Annotated in this window: 22 protein-coding genes; 8 read left to right on the forward strand and 14 right to left on the reverse strand. The window is 44.6% G+C overall.

Translation table 11 applies throughout. The features are described 5' to 3' along the window. Positions 1 to 55: 55 nt before the first annotated feature. The gene (locus tag R7E51_RS13080) at positions 56 to 262 is read left to right on the forward strand and encodes a YaeP family protein (protein WP_005391765.1); all 207 of its coding nucleotides are present in this window, start codon (positions 56 to 58) and stop codon (positions 260 to 262) included. Then, positions 262 to 453 carry a DUF4250 domain-containing protein gene (locus R7E51_RS13085; RefSeq protein ID WP_005380289.1) on the forward strand — a complete coding sequence of 64 codons (192 nt, stop codon included), beginning with the start codon at positions 262 to 264 and terminating at the stop codon, positions 451 to 453. The genes R7E51_RS13080 and R7E51_RS13085 overlap by 1 nt, the downstream gene beginning before the upstream one ends. Positions 454 to 557: 104 nt before the next feature. Here R7E51_RS13085 and R7E51_RS13090 read toward each other — a convergent pair whose 3' ends face one another. Next, the gene (locus R7E51_RS13090) at positions 558 to 1922 is read right to left on the reverse strand and encodes a sodium-dependent transporter (RefSeq protein ID WP_033905531.1); all 1365 of its coding nucleotides are present in this window, start codon (positions 1920 to 1922) and stop codon (positions 558 to 560) included. A 378-nt stretch (positions 1923 to 2300) separates the two neighbouring features. Here R7E51_RS13090 and R7E51_RS13095 point away from each other — a divergent pair, with 378 nt between their 5' ends. After that, a complete protein-coding gene (locus R7E51_RS13095; protein ID WP_206957674.1) occupies positions 2301 to 4847 on the forward strand; it encodes an Ig-like domain-containing protein in 2547 nt (848 codons plus the stop codon). A 90-nt stretch (positions 4848 to 4937) separates the two neighbouring features. Here the strand turns inward: R7E51_RS13095 and R7E51_RS13100 are convergent, their stop codons facing one another. Both R7E51_RS13100 and R7E51_RS13105 read right to left on the reverse strand, forming a co-directional pair. Further along, complete coding sequence (locus tag R7E51_RS13100; protein ID WP_206957675.1) at positions 4938 to 5681, reverse strand: YggN family protein; 744 nt, start codon at positions 5679 to 5681, stop codon at positions 4938 to 4940. A gap of 61 nt (positions 5682 to 5742) precedes the next feature. Continuing rightward, entirely contained in the window at positions 5743 to 6222 is a 480-nt protein-coding gene (locus R7E51_RS13105) for a GreA/GreB family elongation factor (protein WP_206957677.1), read from the reverse strand. 76 nt (positions 6223 to 6298) lie between these two features. On the opposite strand from R7E51_RS13105, the gene R7E51_RS13110 reads away from it, so the two are divergent. Beyond that, on the forward strand, positions 6299 to 8224 hold the full coding sequence (locus R7E51_RS13110) for a RecQ family ATP-dependent DNA helicase (protein ID WP_206957679.1): 1926 nt from the start codon (positions 6299 to 6301) through the stop codon (positions 8222 to 8224). On the opposite strand, the gene dinB is transcribed toward R7E51_RS13110, so the two are convergent. Continuing rightward, the gene (dinB, locus tag R7E51_RS13115; protein ID WP_025768236.1) at positions 8221 to 9285 is read right to left on the reverse strand and encodes a DNA polymerase IV; all 1065 of its coding nucleotides are present in this window, start codon (positions 9283 to 9285) and stop codon (positions 8221 to 8223) included. The genes R7E51_RS13110 and dinB overlap by 4 nt on opposite strands. Before the next feature lie 76 nt (positions 9286 to 9361). After that, positions 9362 to 9595, reverse strand: coding sequence for a DUF2789 domain-containing protein (locus R7E51_RS13120; RefSeq protein ID WP_005380277.1), 234 nt, complete (start codon positions 9593 to 9595; stop codon positions 9362 to 9364). Positions 9596 to 9782: 187 nt separating this feature from the next. Here R7E51_RS13120 and R7E51_RS13125 point away from each other — a divergent pair, with 187 nt between their 5' ends. Beyond that, a complete protein-coding gene (locus R7E51_RS13125; protein WP_005380276.1) occupies positions 9783 to 11000 on the forward strand; it encodes a response regulator in 1218 nt (405 codons plus the stop codon). A 158-nt stretch (positions 11001 to 11158) separates the two neighbouring features. Here the strand turns inward: R7E51_RS13125 and nqrM are convergent, their stop codons facing one another. The 9 genes from nqrM to bolA form a co-directional block, all read right to left on the reverse strand. Continuing rightward, on the reverse strand, positions 11159 to 11392 hold the full coding sequence (nqrM, locus tag R7E51_RS13130; RefSeq protein ID WP_005380273.1) for a (Na+)-NQR maturation NqrM: 234 nt from the start codon (positions 11390 to 11392) through the stop codon (positions 11159 to 11161). A gap of 22 nt (positions 11393 to 11414) precedes the next feature. After that, positions 11415 to 12419, reverse strand: a complete 1005-nt coding sequence (locus tag R7E51_RS13135; protein WP_005380272.1) for an FAD:protein FMN transferase — start codon at positions 12417 to 12419, stop codon at positions 11415 to 11417. A gap of 157 nt (positions 12420 to 12576) precedes the next feature. Next, positions 12577 to 13800, reverse strand: a complete 1224-nt coding sequence (nqrF, locus tag R7E51_RS13140; protein ID WP_005380271.1) for an NADH:ubiquinone reductase (Na(+)-transporting) subunit F — start codon at positions 13798 to 13800, stop codon at positions 12577 to 12579. 33 nt (positions 13801 to 13833) lie between these two features. Further along, positions 13834 to 14430 (reverse strand): NADH:ubiquinone reductase (Na(+)-transporting) subunit E, encoded by a 597-nt coding sequence (nqrE, locus tag R7E51_RS13145; RefSeq protein WP_005380270.1) that lies wholly within the window; start codon positions 14428 to 14430, stop codon positions 13834 to 13836. Between the two features lie 7 nt (positions 14431 to 14437). Continuing rightward, positions 14438 to 15070, reverse strand: a complete 633-nt coding sequence (locus R7E51_RS13150; RefSeq protein WP_005380269.1) for an NADH:ubiquinone reductase (Na(+)-transporting) subunit D — start codon at positions 15068 to 15070, stop codon at positions 14438 to 14440. Further along, positions 15070 to 15840 carry a Na(+)-translocating NADH-quinone reductase subunit C gene (locus tag R7E51_RS13155; RefSeq protein ID WP_005380267.1) on the reverse strand — a complete coding sequence of 257 codons (771 nt, stop codon included), beginning with the start codon at positions 15838 to 15840 and terminating at the stop codon, positions 15070 to 15072. The genes R7E51_RS13150 and R7E51_RS13155 overlap by 1 nt, the downstream gene beginning before the upstream one ends. Then, complete coding sequence (locus R7E51_RS13160; protein ID WP_005380265.1) at positions 15830 to 17074, reverse strand: NADH:ubiquinone reductase (Na(+)-transporting) subunit B; 1245 nt, start codon at positions 17072 to 17074, stop codon at positions 15830 to 15832. Before R7E51_RS13160 ends, R7E51_RS13155 begins: the two co-directional genes overlap by 11 nt. 5 nt (positions 17075 to 17079) lie before the next feature. After that, positions 17080 to 18420 carry a Na(+)-translocating NADH-quinone reductase subunit A gene (locus tag R7E51_RS13165; RefSeq protein WP_005380264.1) on the reverse strand — a complete coding sequence of 447 codons (1341 nt, stop codon included), beginning with the start codon at positions 18418 to 18420 and terminating at the stop codon, positions 17080 to 17082. Positions 18421 to 18893: 473 nt separating this feature from the next. Then, entirely contained in the window at positions 18894 to 19202 is a 309-nt protein-coding gene (gene bolA / locus R7E51_RS13170; RefSeq protein ID WP_005380262.1) for a transcriptional regulator BolA, read from the reverse strand. 243 nt (positions 19203 to 19445) lie between these two features. Between bolA and R7E51_RS13175 the strand changes: the two genes are divergently transcribed. Genes R7E51_RS13175 through R7E51_RS13185 form a run of 3 tightly spaced genes read left to right on the forward strand, consistent with a single transcriptional unit; the run spans position 19446 to position 21747 of the window. After that, a complete protein-coding gene (locus R7E51_RS13175) occupies positions 19446 to 20600 on the forward strand; it encodes a methyltransferase (protein ID WP_047102624.1) in 1155 nt (384 codons plus the stop codon). A 32-nt stretch (positions 20601 to 20632) separates the two neighbouring features. After that, positions 20633 to 21202, forward strand: a complete 570-nt coding sequence (locus R7E51_RS13180) for a YajG family lipoprotein (RefSeq protein ID WP_005380259.1) — start codon at positions 20633 to 20635, stop codon at positions 21200 to 21202. After that, a complete protein-coding gene (locus tag R7E51_RS13185) occupies positions 21202 to 21747 on the forward strand; it encodes a peptidylprolyl isomerase (RefSeq protein ID WP_005380258.1) in 546 nt (181 codons plus the stop codon). Before R7E51_RS13180 ends, R7E51_RS13185 begins: the two co-directional genes overlap by 1 nt. Positions 21748 to 21750 lie beyond the last annotated feature (3 nt).

Genomic DNA, 21750 nt, shown 5'->3' on the forward strand with positions numbered 1-21750 from the left:
TTTCAAATCCGCTGTGTGTATATTGAGATAAGTTATCATTTAGTGGAAAGAAAACATGCAAGTATACGGCTGTTGTGAACTGGTTCGTGAGCTTTATGCTCAGATTGGTAGTGGCGATCAAGCTTATATTCCCCAAGCAATTTCATGTGCAGTTAAAGCACTGAACGATGTTGCGGCGGATGAGTCTCTGCCTAAAGAAGTGCGTGAAAAAGCGGCATTTGCTGCGGCAAACCTACTGATTTCAGATTTTGAGGATAAGTAATGAATCTAGCGAACTTTGAATCCATGGACCCTGTCATGCTGATGAGCATTGTGAATATGAAGCTACGCGATGACTTCGGAGGTGATCTGGACAAACTGGTGGCTTTCTTCGATATCGAGCGCACAGCACTGGAGACAAAACTGGCTTCTGCTGGTTTTGACTTTCTTCCAGAAGCAGGACAATTCCGTTAATCAACACCATTCTTGGCGGATAACCGAAACGAGAATAACCAATATGAAAAAGGGCTTGATGAGTTACCATCAAGCCCTTTTCTTTTATTCGATAGGCGTCTCGGTTAGCCAAATGAAGCCCAGATGACTGTCGCCACAAGAATTGGACATACAAACTTCACATACGCAGGCCATAACTTACCAAACCAACCTTGCGTAAACTCCGGGCAACCTTGCTCAAGCTCTTTGATTTTTGAGTTGCGATTCCATACCCAACCACCAAATAAGCAGAATAAGAGCGCAGCGGTTGGTTGTAGATATTGAGTAGCAACCGTCGCGACCATACCAAACAGAGCGCCAAAGTTATAAACAATCACCACACTGAATAAGGCAATGAGACCACCTAAAACCCAGCTCGTTGCGCTGCGCTTAGTATTGAAGCGCTCACTCACTAAAGCCACTGGACACTCTAACATTGAAATGGAGGACGTTAGCGCCGCAATCGTCAGTAATAAGAAGAACACAATAGAGAACAATTGACCAAGCAAACCTAAGCTATCAAACATCAATGGCAATACGGTAAATACCAACGTATCAGAGCTTAATAGAGAGCCATCTTCTGCATAGATTTGAACGCCCTTTTGCATTGCTACAAACATCGCTGGCATCACCACTAACCCTGCAATGAAAGCAACGGCAGTATCTACCATGGTCACGTTCATCGCCATCTTTGGTAGGTTCTCTTTCTTACTCAAGTAAGAGCCATAAATCAGCATTGAACAGCCACCGATCGTAAGCGAGAAGAAGCCCTGCCCCATTGCGGCAAGAATCAACTTGCGGTCCCATACCTTTTCGAAATCCGGCACTAGGTAATGTTTCAGACCTTCCATCGCACCGTTTTGCGTCATGATGTAAGCAAATAGCAGAGCAAACAAAACAAACAATGCTGGCATCAAACGTGTGGACCACTTCTCAATACCTTGTTTTACGCCACCTTGTACGATGAGAATCGTCAGTACATAAAAAGTAATGGTTCCGAACAAGTTACGTTCAACACTAAAGCCCTTTAGCCATTGAGTTGCAGCTTCTAACCCCATTAGATCTGTGATTGCACCCAGTAAAAAGCAGATCAACCAACCACCAACAATTGAATAAAACGCTAAGACAGCGCTTGGTACGCTTAAACCAATCCAACCCACAATGCCGCCGAGCTTTTTACCGGTAGGGTTATCAGTGATTGCACGCATACTGTCTACAGGGTTGGCTTGACCATGGCGACCAATCGCCATTTCAACCACCAGCATCGGAAATGCGACGATAAGAATCATCACCAAATAAACTAACAGGAAAGCACCGCCACCATTACTGGCTGCTTGAGTTGGGAAGCCCCAAATATTGCCAAGGCCAACCGCGGCACCTGCGGCAGCTAAGATGAACCCGAGACGAGAGCCAAAATGCTCGCGAGGCTGAGAAGAGGTTTGCTGTGTCATACTACTCACACAAAAATATCATTGAACTAGCTAACTAGTACACTATAGCAATATCCACTATTCAACAAGAGCACCTCGGTTAAATCCTCGACAGTTGAAACAATTTGTAGTCATTCAGCTTGTAAATTTTAACGTACATCTCATATTCATCACTCAAAAGCCTCGCGACTGTTGCTCGTTTTACGTGGCTGAATTTTACCAATCCTTCTGCCGTGAAGTGAGCCGAAAAATAATGAGCTCTGGTGTAAGGGACGAACTGTTCCTCGTGATACTGTGTCGAAAAGCAGAATATTGTGCTTCGCTTTTTCCCCCTAATGTCTATTTATCAGCTAGTTATTACTCTGTTCTCATTTATACCCATGATTCAAGGAGAGGAAAATGAAGGTCACCCTACTTCACGGAGCGATGGTTGTAGCACTCAGCGCCAGCTACCAAGCTCAAGCCTATAACTGTCAAAGTCTACCCGACTGGGACAGCACTGCGACTTATACATCGGGCGCTTTAGTAAAAACGCAAGGAGCCGCTTATGAGGCTGCATATTGGACGCAAGGCAATGACCCCGTGACCAACTCAGGATCTTGGGAAGCATGGAAAGCGTTAGGGCAATGTGATGGTGGAAGCAACAATTTATCACCAACGGTGTCGTTCTCCTCTCCAATAAACAACGCACAAATTCCCGAAGGCAGTGCGATCACTTTGTTAGCCAACGCAGCTGACGAAGATGGCCAAATCACACAAATTGAGTTTGTTGCAGGCAACCAAACCGTTGCTGTGGTAACTCAAGCACCATTCGAAGCTTCTTGGACAGCTATTGAAGGGATCTCGCAATTGACCGCAATTGCGACAGATAATGAGGGAGCTGTTAGCACCACGACGATTTCTATCCAAGTTCAACCACAAGTCGAATTACCGCCACCAAGCATTTCATTGACAAGCCCAGTAGGCACAGAAGTGCTTAATGTAGGCGATAACCTAACCGTAGCCGCTCAAGCTGACGATATTGATGGTGTGGTCACACAAGTTGAGTTCTTCGTAAACAATCAATCTGTCGCCATTGATACTAGCGCACCTTACGAATATCAATGGACCGCTAGTCCAGGTACATACTCGTTCAAAGCACAAGCGACTGATGATACAAACCTCGCAACGATGAGCCAAGAAGTAGCGCTGGTTATTAGTAATTCAGAAACCGGAACGGGCGGATGTGCAGATGCAGTACCTTATGTGGCAGGCACAAGTTATCAAGCTGGCGACCTGGTTTCTCACTTCAACCAAAAATATCGTTGTGATGTTGCTGGTTGGTGCTCCTCGGATGCGACATGGGCTTACGAGCCTGGTGAAGGGCTATACTGGCAAGATGCTTGGAGTGGCCTAGGTGCTTGTTCGACACCACCGCAAGTTACCATTACGGCACCAACGGATGGACAAGTCGTGCTCGCTGGCAGCAATAACGAAATCACGGCAAACGCAAGCGATGCTGATGGCACAGTCACGCAAGTTGAGTTTTTTGCGAACAACACCAGCTTAGGGGTCACCACTCAAGCGCCATATTCCGTTACTTGGAACGCCACACTTATTGGCGCTAACCAGCTTAAAGCCGTCGCAACCGATAATGATAACAACACGTCAGAGTCCCTGGTTGGTGTGGAAGTCAGCGATAAAGATTTGGTCGTCTCTCTAACTTCACCAAGCAGCGGTCAGACCACCGGATTAGGCAAAAGCCTCGCATTAAGCGCCGATGCAACGTCTTTAACTTCAGGCATTAAACACGTTGATTTCATGATCAACGGCTCTATTGTTGCAACCGATACCACGGCACCTTACACAGCCAACTGGACACCAACTGCACTTGGTAACTTTACAGTTAGCGCCCAAGCTGTGGATTTGTCAGGAAGCAATGCATTGTCTGACGCCGCAGCAATAACGGTGGTTGAACAAGTAGATAAACACCATAAACTCATCGGTTACTGGCACAATTTTGTAAATGGAGCGGGCTGTCCAATTCGTCTAGCAGATATGGCAGATGCTTGGGATGTGATTGATATTGCCTTTGCTGAAAATGATCGCAACAGTGATGGCACCGTGCACTTTAATCTATATTCAGGCGATATTTACAGCGATTGTCCAGCACTCGATCCAACACAATTCAAGCAGGACATGGCAGCGCTTCAAGCTAAAGGTAAGAAGTTTGTTCTCTCTCTTGGCGGCGCAGAAGGCACGATTACGCTGAATACCGACCAAGATGAAGCCAACTTTGTCTCTAGCCTAACAGGTCTTATCGCTGAGTGGGGCTTTGATGGTCTAGATGTGGATTTAGAGAGTGGTTCTAACTTAGTTCATGGCTCGCAAATTCAAGCTCGCCTTGGTCGTGCTTTGCTTCAAATAGAGCAAAACATGGGTGGAGATATGTACCTAACCATGGCGCCTGAGCACCCTTATGTTCAAGGTGGTTATGTGGCTTACAGCGGTATTTGGGGGGCGTACATCCCTGTGATTAACGAGACACGCAGCACGCTCGACTTGCTTCACGTCCAGTTATATAACAACGGTGGTTTGCCAAACCCATACTTGCCAAGCAGTGCACCAGAAGGCTCTGTGGATATGATGGTAGCGCAATCTAAAATGCTTATCGAAGGCTTTGAATTGGCCGACGGCACTCAGTTTGCACCACTACGTGATGATCAAGTCGCAATCGGTTTACCTTCAGGTCCTAGCTCGGCAAATTCAGGGCAGGCTCCGACACAGAATATTATCAGCGCACTAGATTGTTTAACCAAAGGCACTTCATGTGGCACCGTTAAGCCAGCGTTCAATTACCCGAATTATGCAGGAGTAATGACATGGTCTATCAACTGGGATCAGCATGATGGTTTTAACTTCTCAAAACCTGTCGGCGATAAGCTCACCGAGATGAACGCGCAATAAGCAACCAAAGAACAAGCGAGTAAAACGCAAAGAGAGCACAATAGTGCTCTCTTTCTTTATCTCATCGAGTTTTTACTTTTTAATGAGTAATTAAATCGTAAATACTCGGTAATCTTTTAGCTCAGGGATTTTCTTCAACAAATCGTCTTCTTGCCCTGCCATGTCATCCAACGAGTTACACAAGTCTTCTGCTTGTTGCTCTACCTCTTTCGAATGCTCAGCTAAACGCTCTTCTACTTTCGCGCTGAGTTCAGCCATACTCTCCGATAATGCAGTGAGGTTTATTCCCCCCTCTTCCTTCATTTTTTTCGATAAAGCATCCAACGAACTCGCTAAAAACTCTTTATTGAAGATCTCTTGTGCTTTTGCAAAGTCTTCAGTCCACCCTTGTGTCATGGACTCAAAACTTTCCGCTGGTAGAATGAAATCGCCATCTTTGTAGTAACGTGATTCAACATCAGCGAAAAAGTCCTGTACTGCGACTTTGACGTTATCAAACGCGCCAGGTGCGTCTAGGCTTTCCGCGACATCATCGATGATGTCATTTGCAAGCGCTAAACCATCACTCGCCAACTGCTTTGCTTGTGGAATATACGCGTTCATTTTTTCGCGATAGTCTTCAATTGCCGCTTTTTGGTCGGCATTGAGTTCAATTAACTCACCTTTGATGAATAGATTGTTATCTTCATCCACGACAGCTTTATCACCTGTCGTTTGGCGAATTTCCAAGCTTTGCCCATCCATACGGACTTCATTATTGATGTCCACACGACACTGCGCTGCATAACCAGTAGCACTGACCATCAGCAATGAGAGTGTAAAAAGCTTTTTCATGTCATTCTCTTTTATTTAACATTACTCGTGTTAAACATAACACTGAGTGATACATGAGATGTCAGCAAACCGTCACGACTTCGTAACAAGTTGTTTTATCTCCTATTTTCACGTCAACCTCATCACCTTCTTCTTTTCCGAACAACGCTCGACCCAGAGGAGATTTAGCTGTTAAGACAAAGACTTCCTGAGCCTGATATTGAACAGTCAAACCACCAGAGCAAGGGCCTACAAAGAAGTGCTTTTCGATCAAATTCTCATCTTCGAGAACAACGTAAGCACCAACACCAACAGGCGCATTCTTAAAGTCGCGAGTCACTAAAGAACGATATTGACGTAATTCCTCTTCACTCTCTTGGATTCGCATGGCTTGTCCATGAGCAAGATACGCGGCTTCAAGTGCTAACGTATCGTACTTATGCTCGGGAACAGTTTCTTCATCTGTCGCGGCATCGATCGCTCGCTGAGCCGATGCATGGGCAACTTGAAGTTTTTCTTCCAGATGTTGGATGATAATTTGGACTAAGTCAGCTTTGTTCATACTTTTAGGACGCGCGTTTAGTATTCGGGGTGTGTTAATGTAGCCAAGTTTACCATCAAAGAAAGGTTTCCCTATTATGCAAAGTGACTCGCTGCATCAAACACTTCAATCTGTATTTGGTTTTGACTCATTACGCCAAGGTCAGCAACCCGTTATTGAAGCCGTTATGAATGGTTACTCTGCTGCGGCAATCTTTCCTACAGGCTCGGGGAAGTCACTCTGTTATCAACTACCTGCAACCATATTACCCAACCTTACGTTGGTGATCTCTCCGTTGTTGGCGTTAATGAAGGATCAACTGAGCTTTTTACAAAGTAAAGGAATCGCTGCCGCTTCTATCGATAGCAGTCAAAGTAGAGAAGAAGCACAAAAGGTCATGGCTGGCGTGAAGAATGGACAAATCAAAATCTTGATGATTTCTGTTGAGCGACTAAAAAATGAGCGTTTTCGTGAATTCATTCGCCAAGTACCGATTTCTTTGATGGTCATTGATGAAGCGCACTGTATTTCCGAATGGGGGCATAACTTTCGTCCAGATTATCTCAAACTACCGCAATATCAACGTGAACTGAACATCCCACAGTCTTTACTTCTCACCGCAACGGCAACGCCTGCAGTTATTGAAGACATGCAAAAAAAGTTCGATATTGCCAGTGAACATATTACCGTTACAGGCTTCTACCGCTCTAATCTGGATATCTCGGTCATCCCGTGTGAGGAAACAAAGAAACAAGAACAGCTCAGTGAGATCATCGCCTCTTCACCTAAGCTTCCGACCATCGTATACGTGACGCAGCAGCAAACAGCAGAACGAGTAGCAAAGTCATTAATCCATATTGGCATTAACGCTCACGCATACCACGCTGGCATGAAAAGCGACGTTCGTGAACAAATCCAACAGCAGTTCATGGATGGCCAAATTGACTGTATTGTTGCAACGATTGCATTTGGTATGGGGGTCGATAAATCTGATATTCGACGCGTCATTCACTTCGACTTACCCAAATCAATCGAGAACTACGCACAAGAGATTGGACGTGCAGGCAGGGACGGGCAACGCTCGGAGTGCATTCTGCTAGGCAATACGTCCGGCTTAACGGTGTTGGAGAATTTTGTCTATGGTGACACACCAGAATTTACGTCAATTAACTATGTAGTCGAGCAAGCGAAAGAACATGCTCCACAATGGGAGGTAGTGCCACTGCGTTTGTCGCGTGAAAGTAATATCCGCCAATTGCCACTCAAAACCTTGTTGGTTTATTTGGAGCTACATAACGTCATTGAAGCAAAGTACAGTTACTTTGCGGAATATCGGTTTAAGTTTTTGCACGATCAGCAATTTATTGTGAATCAATTTCAAGGCGAGCGACGTCAATTTGTGGAGGCTATTTTTTCCTGCTCACAAAAAGCCAAAGTGTGGTGCCAAGTTGATCTAGAAGCGCTATGGATGAACTATCAATCGGAACGCAGCCGAGTTGTCGCAGCGCTCGACTATTTTCACCAGAACGGCTGGATAGAACTAGAGAGCAAACAACTGACGGACGTGTACTCAGTTATGCCAACCAAACAGAGCTCGGATGTTTTAATCCAACAACTGTCTGAACTGTTCCAATCCAAAGAAAGCAAAGATATCGAAAGAATCCACACCATGCTGCACTTGTTCCAGTCCGAGCACTGTTTGAGCTCACAATTGGCGAACTACTTTGCGGATCACGATGCACCAAAGCAATGTGGTCACTGCTCCGTGTGTCGTGGTCACGTCGCCACATTCACAGCACCAGAACCTGAAGATATTGAACAATCTCAAGTATCGATATGGGCGCAGGAGTTTATTCAGCTTTCCCCATCGGCCATCAGTAATGATGCCGTTGCTCGCTTCTTGTGCGGAATCAGCACTCCTTTGATTAGCCAGCTAAAAGCCTCAAAGCTAGCAGGTTATGGTGCAATGGCAAACGTAAGTTTTGAGCAGGTATTAACGCAGGTAGAAACGGTAAGGGCCTAAAAAAAGCTCAATTGACGCGCTTGGTCTTCGGGCTTGAGCATCACGTTTAAGCCTAAAAGGCGAATTTCCCGTCCATTTTGGCGTTTAAGAATATCTCTTAGCAAGATCTTGAAGTCCTCAAGCTCTAATTGCGGATGGATGTGCTCAATTGTTGTCAGTTGAAAGTCGGCAAATTTGACTTTAATACCTTGTTTAATAATCGACTTATCTGGGCTTGCACGCTCTAAACGTTTCTCGAGTTCAGGATAAAGTTTCTCCTCAATCACTTGCCAACATTCATCATAGGTTGCGATGTTCTGGCTGAATGTCCTTTCCACACCGACGGACTTTCTCTCGCGCTCAACAACGACTTCTCGATTATCAATTCCATGGCTTCGCTGCCATAAGGAGGCACCCTGACGACCAAACTGCCTCAACAACTCTCGATAGTCACTGTTTTTAATGTCCTCACATCGATAAAAACCGGCTTGGTGGAGCTTCTCAAGACTCACCTTCCCCACACCAGGAATGTTCTCTAGCGGAAGACTATCGATAACCTCTTGGACTTTCTCTGGCGGAATCACAAACTGACCGTTGGGCTTGTTCATGTCTGACGCGACCTTGGCAAGAAACTTTATCGGAGCAATGCCCGCCGATGCCGTCAACCCAAGTTCACTCCAGATATCGCGGCGAATTGACTCTGCGATCAACGTAGCGGAGCCACGGCAAGCTGTCGAGTCCGTGACATCGAGGTATGCTTCATCCAATGAGAGAGGTTCAATGATAGGCGTATAACGCTCAAAAATAGCACGAATCTGCTGAGAGACTTGCTTATATACATGCATTCTACCGGGCACAACCAACAAATGAGGACAGAGTTGCAGCGCGCGCGCCGTTGACATTGCACTGCGAACACCATATTTACGCGCATCATAATTACAGGTGCTAATCACTCCACGCTGCTTTTCATGTCCGCCAACAGCGAGTGCAATGCCACGGTAACTGGGGTTATCTCTCATCTCTACGGCAGCATAAAAACAATCCATATCGACATGAATAATTTTTCTAATTCGATCTGACATAGCCATCAAAGCACTGTTCAAAAAAACAGTATAAATCAAATCTACCTGAAGAGAAATGGGCGTGTTTAAGCGAACGTCAATCTCGAAGCATTACGTCCAATTGATCGACTAATTCGGCCCAATCTGCATCTTCTTCGATGGCTTGTTTTAGAAAGTTCGCCTGTGACATCGTCCAAAAGCTAGCTTCATGTAAAGGCGCAGAATCTCTTTTGTGTCGATGTTGATTAATAAAATCTTTCATTTCTTGAGGAGAGCTACCGAGGCCCAGTTGTTGAAATAGCTCAGCCATACCATGTTGATGCATTTCCATACTACTTTCTCCCTACGTTAGCTAAACATAATTATATAACTAAGACAGGAATAATGATGTGATGTTAACGGATGCGTGTCAAACATTTGAGTAGTTGTTCTACTTTTGGTTGACATGTGTTTTTTGATGGCGATAAGTTTAATTTTAGTTATCATTGATTTTAAACAATTAATTTTGGGGACTGCGCTTGAGTAATAAGATTCTGGTTGTTGAAGATAGTCGTGCATTTAAAAACTTTCTTTGCCAAACAATAAGCCAAGCTGGTTATGAGGTCATCGCAGCGGAAAGCTACGCGGAGGCAAAGAACTTGTTATCTTCAGCACAGGACCTCTTCTGTGCGGTTTTAGACTATTGTTTACCGGATGCTCAAGATGGCGAGATTATTGACCTCGTTTTGGAACATGGTCATCGTGTCATTGTTTTAACGGCTCGATTTCAAGAAGACACTCGCGAAAAGATGCTTGCAAAAGGCGTCCTCGACTATATTTTGAAAGACAGCATGGCGTCCGTTTCCTATCTATTACCACTCCTCAAGCGACTAACCAACAATCAACAACACAAATGTTTAGTCGTTGATGATTCACACACCGTAAGAAGACACATTGCCCAACTTTTGGAGCATCAATATATTCAGACGTTGGAAGCTGACAATGGGCAAAAAGCCCTAGAGCTTGTCGAGCAAAATCCAGATATCACTCTCGTTTTAACCGACCATGATATGCCCGTTAAAGATGGCATTACTATGGTGCGTGAATTACGTCGGAAGTGGGATAAAAATCAATTAGCCATTCTCGGCTTGTCGGGTAGTAACTCTAAGACCATGACGGCTAGGTTTCTAAAAGCAGGGGCCAATGACTTTTTATACAAGCCATTTAATCAAGAAGAATTTTTTTGCCGTATTCACCAACTGTTAGATATCAAAGACGCAACATCTGAACTGTTTAAAATGGCAAATCAAGATGCGCTAACGGGCTTATGGAACCGCCGCTTTCTGTTTGAGCAACCCCATGTAGAAAACGCTCAAAGAAACATCGCGATGCTTGATATCGATTTCTTTAAGCAAGTAAATGATACACACGGACATGAGGGCGGCGATGCAGTGTTAGTCATGATAGCGAATATTCTAAAAATCTATTTTCCAAATGATATTGTCGCTAGGCTTGGTGGCGAGGAGTTTTGTATTCAAGCCAGTGGCGACTATGACGGCTTTCTAACACGCTTAGAACAAATGAGACAGCGCATAGAAAAAACGCCAATAACTTATTTGGACAAAAACATTCTTGTGACCGCGAGTATTGGTGTAAGCAACATCGAGGGGGAGCTGGAACAACAAATAAAAGTGGCGGATGAGCGACTTTACATGGCCAAAGAGAACGGACGTAACCAAATCATTTCTTCGTCCTAATGACTATCAGTGTGGTCTTGCTCTGTAACATGAGAGAAAGAAACAACAAAACACGGTATTGGGCTCTTTCTCGGACATCTGAGCTTTGGTTAGCTGCCTAAAAATAAAGCTCAGCAGAACGCTGAGCTTTATCACTTTCTTAGTACGATTAACCAATACTAAGCAATTCTATCTTTTTCCCACGCCGCCAATTTCTCAGCACGCGCAGCCTCGCGCGCTTCACGTTTTTTACGCGCATCGCAGGGTTCTGGACAATTACACACTTTTTCGATGCCAACTGCCCCTAAGCCACCACAGCTACCTTTCACGACTTTCTTTTGGAAAATGTATCCGACAGCCATTGCAGTGATTACCGCGACAAACACAGCAAAGGTAATTAGAAATGTATTCATAAAAACATGCTCACTTCTGTTGTTATTTCTTCATGAATGGCTTGTATGCTTCCGAAGCCAACTCTTTAAAACCATCTTCCGTTTTCACAATCATGAAAACAGGAATATTATTTTCGTTCGCAATTGCCATGCCTTTGTCTTCACCTAGCACCATAAGACCAGTTGCAAGACCATCAGCAGTCATCGACGATTTATCTAATACCGTTACAGACACCACTTTATGATGAATTGGTTTGCCTGTTCGTGGATTAATAATATGAGAGTATCTCACACCATTACTCTCAAAGTAATTACGATAGTCACCACTTGTTGCAATTGCCATGTCGCCTGGTTCAATAATTTCTTGAATTGAACGTTCATCAACGGTCGGTTTTTCAATTGCGATACGCCAAGGCACACCTTCACGATTGACACCTTTGAGACGCATTTCACCGCCAACTTCGACCATAAAGTTCTGTACCCCTTCAGATTGAAGGTAGTCAGCAACCACGTCAACCCCCCAACCTTTCGCAATCGTCGATAGGTCGACGTACAAGTTAGGAAGGTCTTTGGACAGTGTATTACCATCAACAGATAGGTGGTGAATACCGGTATTTGCTTTGCGAGCAGCGAGTTCTTCATCGGTTGGAACTACATCTGGACGAGCTTCTGGACCAAACCCCCACAGGTTAACTAGAGGGCCGACCGTCACATCCAATGCACCTAAAGTAAGACCGTTAAGGCGAATTGCTTCTTTCACTACCGTTGCAGTTTGTGTCGAAACTGTAAATGGCTCGCTCGTTTGATGCTGATTAAAACGACTTAACTCTGAGTCGTCACGATAGGTCGACATTTGGTCATTAACCTCTTCCAATAAGCGATCAATTTCTGTCTGCATCGCTTTTGGCGTTGGAATACCATCTTGCTCGATATACTTGATGTTGTAAGAAGTCCCCATGGTAGGGCCACTTAAATGAATTTGATCGGCAGGCTGCTCACAGCCAGCCAAAATCAATAGAGAAGCAAATGCAACAAGCCACTTTTTCACTTGTTAACTCCCAATGTTGTTGAATTGATATGGGAAATAGGATCAATCCTTTCAATCCGATTACCTATATCAACTGTTGAGTATCAGTTTTATGTCTATAAAAAATAATGGCTAGCTCTCTTGGAGAGCTAGCCATAGATTCAATCACTTGGAGGAATTAACCACCGAAGTCATCTAGTAGGATGTTTTCATCCTCTACACCTAGATCTTTTAGCATGCCGATTACAGCAGCGTTCATCATAGGTGGACCACACATGTAGTATTCACAGTCTTCTGGCGCTTCGTGATCACGTAGGTAGTTCTCGTAAAGAACGTTGTGAATAAAGCCAGTGTAACCATCCCAGTTATCTTCTGGAAGTGGATCAGACAGTGCACAGTGCCATACGAAGTTGTCATTCTCAGCTTGTAGCATATCGAAGTCTTCTACGTAGAACATTTCACGCTTAGAACGTGCGCCGTACCAGAAAGACATCTTACGCTTAGAGTGCAGACGCTTAAGTTGGTCGAAGATGTGTGAGCGCATTGGAGCCATACCAGCACCACCACCAACGAATACCATTTCTGCATCTGTATCTTTCGCAAAGAACTCACCAAATGGACCAGAAATAGTACACTTGTCGCCTTCTTTTAGAGACCAGATGTACGAAGACATGATGCCTGGTGGTACGTCTGGGTTGTTCGGCGGCGGAGTTGCGATACGAACGTTAAGCATGATGATACCGTGCTCTTCTGGGTAGTTAGCCATAGAGTATGCACGAATGGTCTCTTCATTAACTTTAGACTCGTAACGGAAAAGGTTGAACTTCTCCCAGTCTTCACGGTATTCCTCAGGAATATCGTAGTCTGCGTATTTCACGTGGTGAGCAGGAGCTTCAATCTGGATGTAACCACCAGCACGGAAAGGTACTGATTCGCCATCTGGAATTTGTAGCTTAAGCTCTTTGATGAATGTCGCTTTGTTATCGTTAGAGATAACAGTACATTCCCACTTCTTAACGCCGAAGATTTCTTCAGGAAGCTCGATATCCATGTCAGTTTTCATTGCAACCTGACACGCTAGACGCTCACCTTCACGCGCTTCACCTTTAGTAATATGGTCAAGCTCGGTTGGTAGGATGTCGCCACCACCTGATTTAACTTTTACGCGACACTGACCACATGAGCCACCGCCACCACAAGCAGAAGATACGAATACGCCAGCACCTGCTAGAGCACTCAGTAGCTTACCACCTGGTTGTGTAACGATCGCCAGAGAAGGGTCATCGTTCACAGAAATTGTAATGTCACCTGTTGGTACAAGCTTAGACTTAGCGAAAAGAATCACTAGTACTAGTGCTAGTACGATCAGAGTAAACATCACTACACCAAGAATAATGTCCATTGACTATTCCTTAATTGTTGCGGTTTACCCGACTTACAGTTGAACACCAGAGAAAGACATAAAGCCTAACGCCATAAGACCTACAGTGATAAATGTGATACCAAGACCACGTAGACCTGGAGGTACGTCAGAGTACTTCATCTTCTCACGGATACCTGCAAGAGCAACGATTGCTAGCATCCAGCCCACACCAGAGCCGAAACCGTAAACGATCGATTCAGCAAAGTTGTAGTCACGTTGTACCATGAAAGATACACCACCGAAGATTGCACAGTTTACTGTGATCAGCGGTAGGAAGATGCCTAGCGCGTTGTACAAAGGTGGGAAGAAACGGTCTAGGACCATCTCTAGAATCTGTACAAGTGCTGCAATTACACCGATAAAGGTGATGAAGTTTAGGAAGCTAAGATCCACGCCCTCAACTAACGCGTTCTCTCTCAGAACTAGGTTGTATACCAGGTTGTTCACAGGAACAGCGATAGTCAGAACTACCACAACTGCAACACCTAGGCCGAAAGAGGTCTTAACCTTCTTAGATACGGCAAGGAAAGTACACATACCTAGGAAGAAAGACAGAGCCATGTTTTCGATGAAAATCGATTTAACTAACAGACTAATGTAATGTTCCATGACGTCCTTACTCCTTCGCTTCTACTTGTTCTGGTTTCAGAATACGGATTACCCAGATAAGGAAGCCGATTAGGAAGAATGCTGATGGTGCTAGTAGCATTAGGCCGTTAGGCTGGTACCAACCACCGTTGCTCACTAGAGGTAGAACTTCTAGACCAAATAGTTTGCCTGAGCCAAATAGCTCACGGAAGAAACCTACAGTGATAAGAACGAAGCCGTAACCTAGACCGTTACCAATACCGTCAATAAGAGATGGTACTGGCGCAGACTTCATTGCGAATGCTTCAGCACGACCCATTACGATACAGTTAGTGATAATCAGACCAACGAATACAGATAGCTGTTTAGAGATATCGTATAGGTAAGCTTTTAGCACTTGGTCTACCACGATTACTAACGATGCGATGATTGCCATCTGAACGATGATACGCACACTGTTAGGAATGTGGTTACGGATCAATGAAACAGAGAAGTTAGACAACGCAGTTACAAATGTTACCGCTAGTGTCATTACAAAAGCTGTTTCTAGTTTAGTTGTTACTGCAAGAGCAGAACATACACCAAGAACTTGTAGCGCGATTGGGTTGTTATCCAACACTGGCGCTAGGATGCTCTTTTTAACGTTTTGTGCACTAGACATTAGTTAAGTTCTCCGTCACGAACTTTTGCTAGGAAAGGACCAAAGCCCATATCACCTAACCAGAAGTCAAATGTGTGTTGAACACCATTACTAGTGAGCGTCGCTCCTGATAGGCCATCAACACCGTGCTCAGAACCTTGCGGTGCGCCGCCTTTCACGACCTTAATCGCTGGCTGGTGATCTTCATTGTACAATTTCTTGCCAATGAATTGATCGCGCCATGAAGGGTTCTCTACTTCACCACCAAGTCCAGGAGTTTCACCTTGCTCGTAGTAAGTAATAGCAGACACAGTGTTACCATCAGTTTCAACGGCTACAAAGGCATACATCATCGACCATAGTCCTTTACCGTGCATAGGCAGGATAACTTTTTGGACTTCATCTTGATCTTTTACAAGGTACACCACTGCTGTATTCGCGCGACGACGGATATCAGCTACGTCTTCTTCTGGTGTCAATGCGATTGAACGTTCTGCATCTTTTGATGCTTCACGTTGATCGTACGTAGATGCATTACCCTCAGTAAAGTTACCTGTTTCAAGGTCTACTAGACGAGGTTCGATGTACTCAGCAAATAGCTCTGGTACTTTCTTACCGTTTGCGTCAATGCCTGCAACTTCAACGATCTTTGATTGCTTATCTAGGACAGCGTTAGCTTTTTGCTTATCACGCAGACCTACTGCTGCTGTTGATACGATGATTGAACAAACAAGGCTCAACCCGATAACAACACCCAGCGTCTTTTTAATGCTGTCGTTATTACTTGCCATAGCGTGCTAGTCTCCGCTTGATGTTCTTCTCAATCACTACATGGTCGAACAGAGGTGCGAATAGGTTCGCGAATAGAATCGCCAGCATCATACCTTCTGGGTACGCTGGGTTAACTACACGGATCATCACACACATTGCACCAATCAGGATGCCGTACCACCATTTACCTTTGCTAGTAAATGACGCTGATACTGGGTCCGTTGCCATGAAGAACATACCGAATGCAAAACCACCTAGAACTAGGTGCCAGTGCCATGGCATATTAAACATTGGATTAGTGTCAGAACCGATCACGTTAAACAGAGTCGATACTGCGATCATACCGATCATCACACCCGCAATGATGCGCCATGAAGCGATTCGCATGTAAACGATCATCGCTGCACCGATCATTAGAGCTAGAGTCGATACTTCACCAATAGAGCCAGGGATGTTACCGATGAACGCGTCCATCCAAGTGATAGGAGCGCCAGTTACTGTGTTAACTAGAGCACCGTTACCACCTTGAGCCCATTGGCTAAGAGCAGTTGCACCAGAGAAGCCGTCAGCTGCAGTCCATACTACGTCACCCGAAATTTGCGCTGGGTAAGCGAAGAATAGAAATGCACGACCTGCAAGTGCAGGGTTAAGGAAGTTACGACCTGTACCACCGAAGATCTCTTTTGCTACAACAACACCAAATGTGATACCTAGTGCCGCTTGCCATAGAGGTAGCGTTGGTGGAACGATAAGTGCGAATAAGATAGAAGTTACAAAGAAACCTTCGTTAACTTCGTGTTTACGCACCATACAGAACAACACTTCCCAGAAGCCACCAACAATAAATACTGTTGCGTAGATTGGCAGGAAGTAAGTCGCACCTAGTAGCATCTTACTGCCAACACCCGCTTCCGCACCGATAGTGCCGCCAAGCATTTCTGTTAGCCAGTAGTGCCAGTTACCTGCGATAACTGTCGCTAGTTGGTCACCAGCGTACATGTGGTTAAGTGCTGCAATAGCTTGGCCACCTGCGTTGTACATACCCCAGAACATTGCTGGGAATACCGCAAACCAAACCATGATCATGATACGTTTTAGGTCAACGCTATCACGAACGTGCGAGCTTTTATTTGTTACGATACCTGGGGTGTAAAAAACTGTTGCTACAGCTTCGTACAGGGCAAACCATTTTTCGTGTTTGCCACCAGGCTCAAAATGATGCTCGATGTCTTCAAGAAACTTTTTAAGAGCCATGAAAATTACCCTTCCTTCTCGATAGTATCTAGGCATTCACGAAGTAACGTACCGTACTCGTACTTACCTGGACATACAAAGGTACACAATGCTAGATCTTCTTCATCCAGTTCAAGCGCACCCAGTGCTTGAGCACTGTCTGTGTCGCCGGCACATAGATCACGAAGCAGCAAAGTAGGCTCCATATCTAGAGGCATTACGCGTTCGTAGTTGCCAATTGGAACCATTGAACGATCACTACCATTGGTCGTCGTTGTCATATTGAACAACTGACCTTTGAATACGTGACCAAGGAAAGAGCGAGTTACCGAGAACTTATTCTTACCAGGCATTGCCCAGCCAAATAGTTCTTTTTCACGGCCTTCACGTAATACAGAAACCTGTTGATGGTAACGGCCAAGGTATGCGTGTGGACCAGTTGCATGTGTACCTGTTAGTACTGAACCAGAGATCACACGAACTTCGCCAGGCATCAGCTCGTTATCTGTTAGGTCATCTAAGCTTGCACCCATTACGGTACGAACTAGACGAGGGTTATTCACAACTGGGCCAGCTAGAGACACAACACGATCTGTGCATAGCTCACCAGTTAGGAACAGCTTACCGAACGCGATAACGTCTTGGTAGTTGATGCTCCATGCCACATTCTCTGCATTTACTGGGTATAGGAAATGCATGTGGGTGCCAGCAAGACCTGCTGGGTGAGGGCCATCGAAGACGTGTTCTTCTACGTTAGACTGTGAAGAGCGTGGCAAGCTAGTGCCAGATTTACATACGTAAACCTTGCCTTCTGTCAGGGCTGAAAGAATGTCTAGACCAGCAATGAATGCTTCTTGTTGCTCATTAATGATCAACTCAGGCTTAGCTGCTAGTGGATTAGTATCCATTGCAGTTACGAAAATAGCCTTAGTAGAAGACTCGATTGCAGGAACCTTGCTAAACGGACGAGTACGTAAAGCGGTCCATAAGCCAGAGTCAACCAACTGAGTCTTGATCACTTCACGATCTAGACCTGAAAGTTGAGCGGCTTCGAACTTATCAAATGTCACCTGCTCTTCACCTGCCACTTCAATCACTACAGATTGAAGGACACGTTTAGCGCCACGGTTAACTTCGATCACTTTACCGGCTGCTGGTGCAGTAAATTTCACGCCTGGGTTCTTTTTATCTTCAAAAAGAACTTGCGCTTTTTTCACTTCATCACCAACGCGGACATGCATGGTAGGTCGCATGCCAACGTACTCTTCGCCAAGCAAGGCGACTTTTTTGATGGTCTTACCATCATTAATCACCTGGGATGGAGTTCCTGCGATAGGAAGATCCAAGCCCTTCTTTATTGTAATCATACGCACTTGCACTACTTTTATCGGGAAAAAGATTCTTTTGATTGCGTAACTTTTAGACACGACATCAGTGTCCGGTTTTGATGTTGTTTTAAACATCAAAATCGCAACATCCTATTAAAAATCTCGTCACAAGGAATACGCGAGATTTATCAGGTGCCGTAGTCTAGCATTTTTTAGGAACTTGATGCCATGATCAATCATTAGAATAGAGGGGTTATTTCGGTAGAATCAGGTCTAAAAGGTCAAAGAATAGTCATAACTTTGACCCATCGCACAAATGCCATATTCCATACATATCTTATGGAAAAGTGATATTCATCGCCTGAAATATTCTGCAATTTCCATTCATTTGTTGAAACACTGTTAACACATTTTTTAACCAGAATTTGTGCCACGTTAACGTCCCTAAAGAATGTAAAACGAAAAAAGATGGCCTTAAGCCACCTTTCTCTGCACCTTTATATCTTGCGTTTTTAGTGACCACCACCCATACACATCGGGCTATCAGGGGCGCCATCTTGTTCACGCTTCCACTCTTCATCAGTATATGTATGAATAGCTAATGCATGAATGTGGTTGTCCAGTTCATCTGCCAAAATTTGATGAACTTGACGATGGCGCCCAATCAAACGCTGTCCCGCGAACGAATCACTCACAACAATCACTTTGAAATGACTCTCTGAGCCTGGTGGCACATTATGCATGTAGCTCTCATTAATGACTTTGAGATAGCTGGGTTGCAGCTCACTGTGTAGTTTCTTCTCTATGATTTCTTGGATCATATTCGTTCCTCATTGATGCGAATTCCATAAGTATATACCTAAGTAAAGCAGACATGCATCACTCAAACGTCACTCTCATTATTGACGCACTTTGTAGACATATTGTCTCAAGGCGCTCGACTCCATGAACATGCCTAGAGAGCAGCCATCACTGAACTCGTAAAATTTGACAGCTTTTTGTATCTCGACACGTCATCATTTGCGACAATAACACTTAATTTCTAAATCAACTTACATTTAGCTATGAAAACCGAACTGAACCTTCACGAGCGAAGCTTAACACTTCATCGTTTCCCAAAACGTAGTAACGAAACGCTACAAGCGTGGGATGCCGGTGATGAGTATCTTATTAATCATGTTGAAGAGCTTGCTTTGCCAGACAATCAAAACATCCTCGTGATTAATGACAGCTTTGGTGCCCTCTCCTGCTGGTTTTCGGAAAAGCACCATGTAACGCTAATGAGTGATTCATTCATCTCACATAAAGGTGCACAGCAAAATCTCGAGCAAAACCAGTGCAATAAAGTAGCGTTTGCCACCACGATGGACCTCGTTCCTGCCAATATTGATCTCGTCTTGCTGCAACTGCCCAAAAGTAACCGCCATCTAGTGTGGATACTAAGCCAATTAAGAAAGGCGCTACCGGCTTCCTGCCCCGTCATTGCAGTCAATAAAGCGAAAGACATTCATACTTCGACGCTAAAACTGTTTGAAAAATACTTAGGCGAAACAAAAACATCTTTGGCCTGGAAAAAGCACAGATTGGTGTTTTCTCAAGCAACAGTTGAGCCTCCGATTGAAGTAATGCCTTTCACGACTTGGCGCGTTGATGGCGAAGATATCGAACTCAAGAACATGCCAAATGTCTATTCAGGAGAAAGTTTAGATTTAGGTGCACGCTTTATGCTGCAGCACCTGCCTCAAGACCCTTCGATAGACAATGTCATCGACCTTGGCTGCGGCAATGGTGTTCTGTCTGTTAAATTTGGTCAGTTGAATCCAAATGCTCAGCTAACATGTGTTGATGAAAGTTTTATGGCGCTTGAATCAGCAAAACAGAACCTACGCGACAACCTTGGTGAAAATAGAGACATACAGTGCATAGCGAACAATTGCTTGGACGGTTTTAAACACAGCAGCAGCTCTATGGTTATGTGTAATCCACCGTTTCATCAACAACAGGCAATCACCGATCATATTGCTTGGCAAATGTTCTGCGATGCTAAACAAGTATTAAGTGAAAATGGCCGTTTACTGGTTATCGGAAATCGTCACCTCGGGTACGACGCAAAACTCAAACGTCTGTTTGGCGATAAAAATGTGAAACTTATCGCTTCCAACAATAAGTTTGTGATTTTACAGGCTACAAAAAATCCTGCTAAATTAAGCGCAAAATAAGCTTTAGCAAAATAGTTAAAAGGAATAATAAAATGAGAAAATTGGTACTTGCGGCTTCGGTTGCGTTGCTTGCTGCGTGTTCAGCCCCTCAACAACCTCAGCTGAACCTGATGCCAGAAAGCACATTGAGCACCAATCCAATTGTTCAAGGCAAGACTTACAGTTTGACCAGCAAAGATGTACGTGCAGCGCAGTACGTGGCGTTGGTGGATAACGGCCGTTCGAACATTCTTCCTCTTCATGCTAAACAGAATTTACGTATTGCGTTAGAAGAAGCATTAGAGAAGCAATTCTCATCTCAAGGTTTCCATGCGGATCTAAACAGCAACAACGCGATTGAATTGAGCGTTCAAGAAGCGTTGGTCAACGTGAAGCATTCGGTGATGGAAAATGAGATGGACGCTAAAGTTGTGCTGGAAATCACAGCAGAGACACCTGAGGGCAAGCTAGTCAAAACTTATACAGGTACAGCAAAGCGCTCTGGCACATTGAGTGCTTCTGATGCCGATATTGAAGAGACATTGAATGATGTGGTGACATTGACGCTTAAAGAGATTGCCAATGACCCTGAGCTTCGTCAATACATGCAGGAGCGTTTCTAATGTTACGCAAAGCGATTCTGTCTTTAGCATTACTCAGCTGCAGCGTTTGGGCTGGACCAAAAGTAGCGTTTGAAACGACACTTGGTTCATTTACGGTTGAGTTAAACGAAGAGAAAGCACCTATCACTGTCGCTAATTTTCTGAAATATGTAGAAGATGGGAGCTACGAAGGTACTATTTTTCATCGTATTATCCCAGGCTTCATGGCACAAGGTGGCGGCTTTAACCAAGATATGCAGATGGTGAAAACATACGCGCCAATCAAAAACGAAGGAAATAATGGTCTAAACAATGACCGTGCTACCATCGCCATGGCACGAACTAATGCACCAAACTCTGCAACTCGTCAGTTTTTCGTCAACTTAGTCGACAATGACTTTCTCAACTATGGCGCTCGACCACCAGGTTATGCTGTATTTGGTGAGGTTACTGAGGGGTTCGACGTTATCCAGAAAATGGCTCAGCAGCCGACCACGACGGTAGGCCGAATGCGTGATGTACCAGAGACGCAAATCGTCATCACCAAAGCTACACTACTTAAATAGCCA

This window comes from Vibrio sp. Vb1166 (assembly GCF_033338695.1).
Classification (GTDB): Bacteria; Pseudomonadota; Gammaproteobacteria; order Enterobacterales; family Vibrionaceae; genus Vibrio; species Vibrio alginolyticus.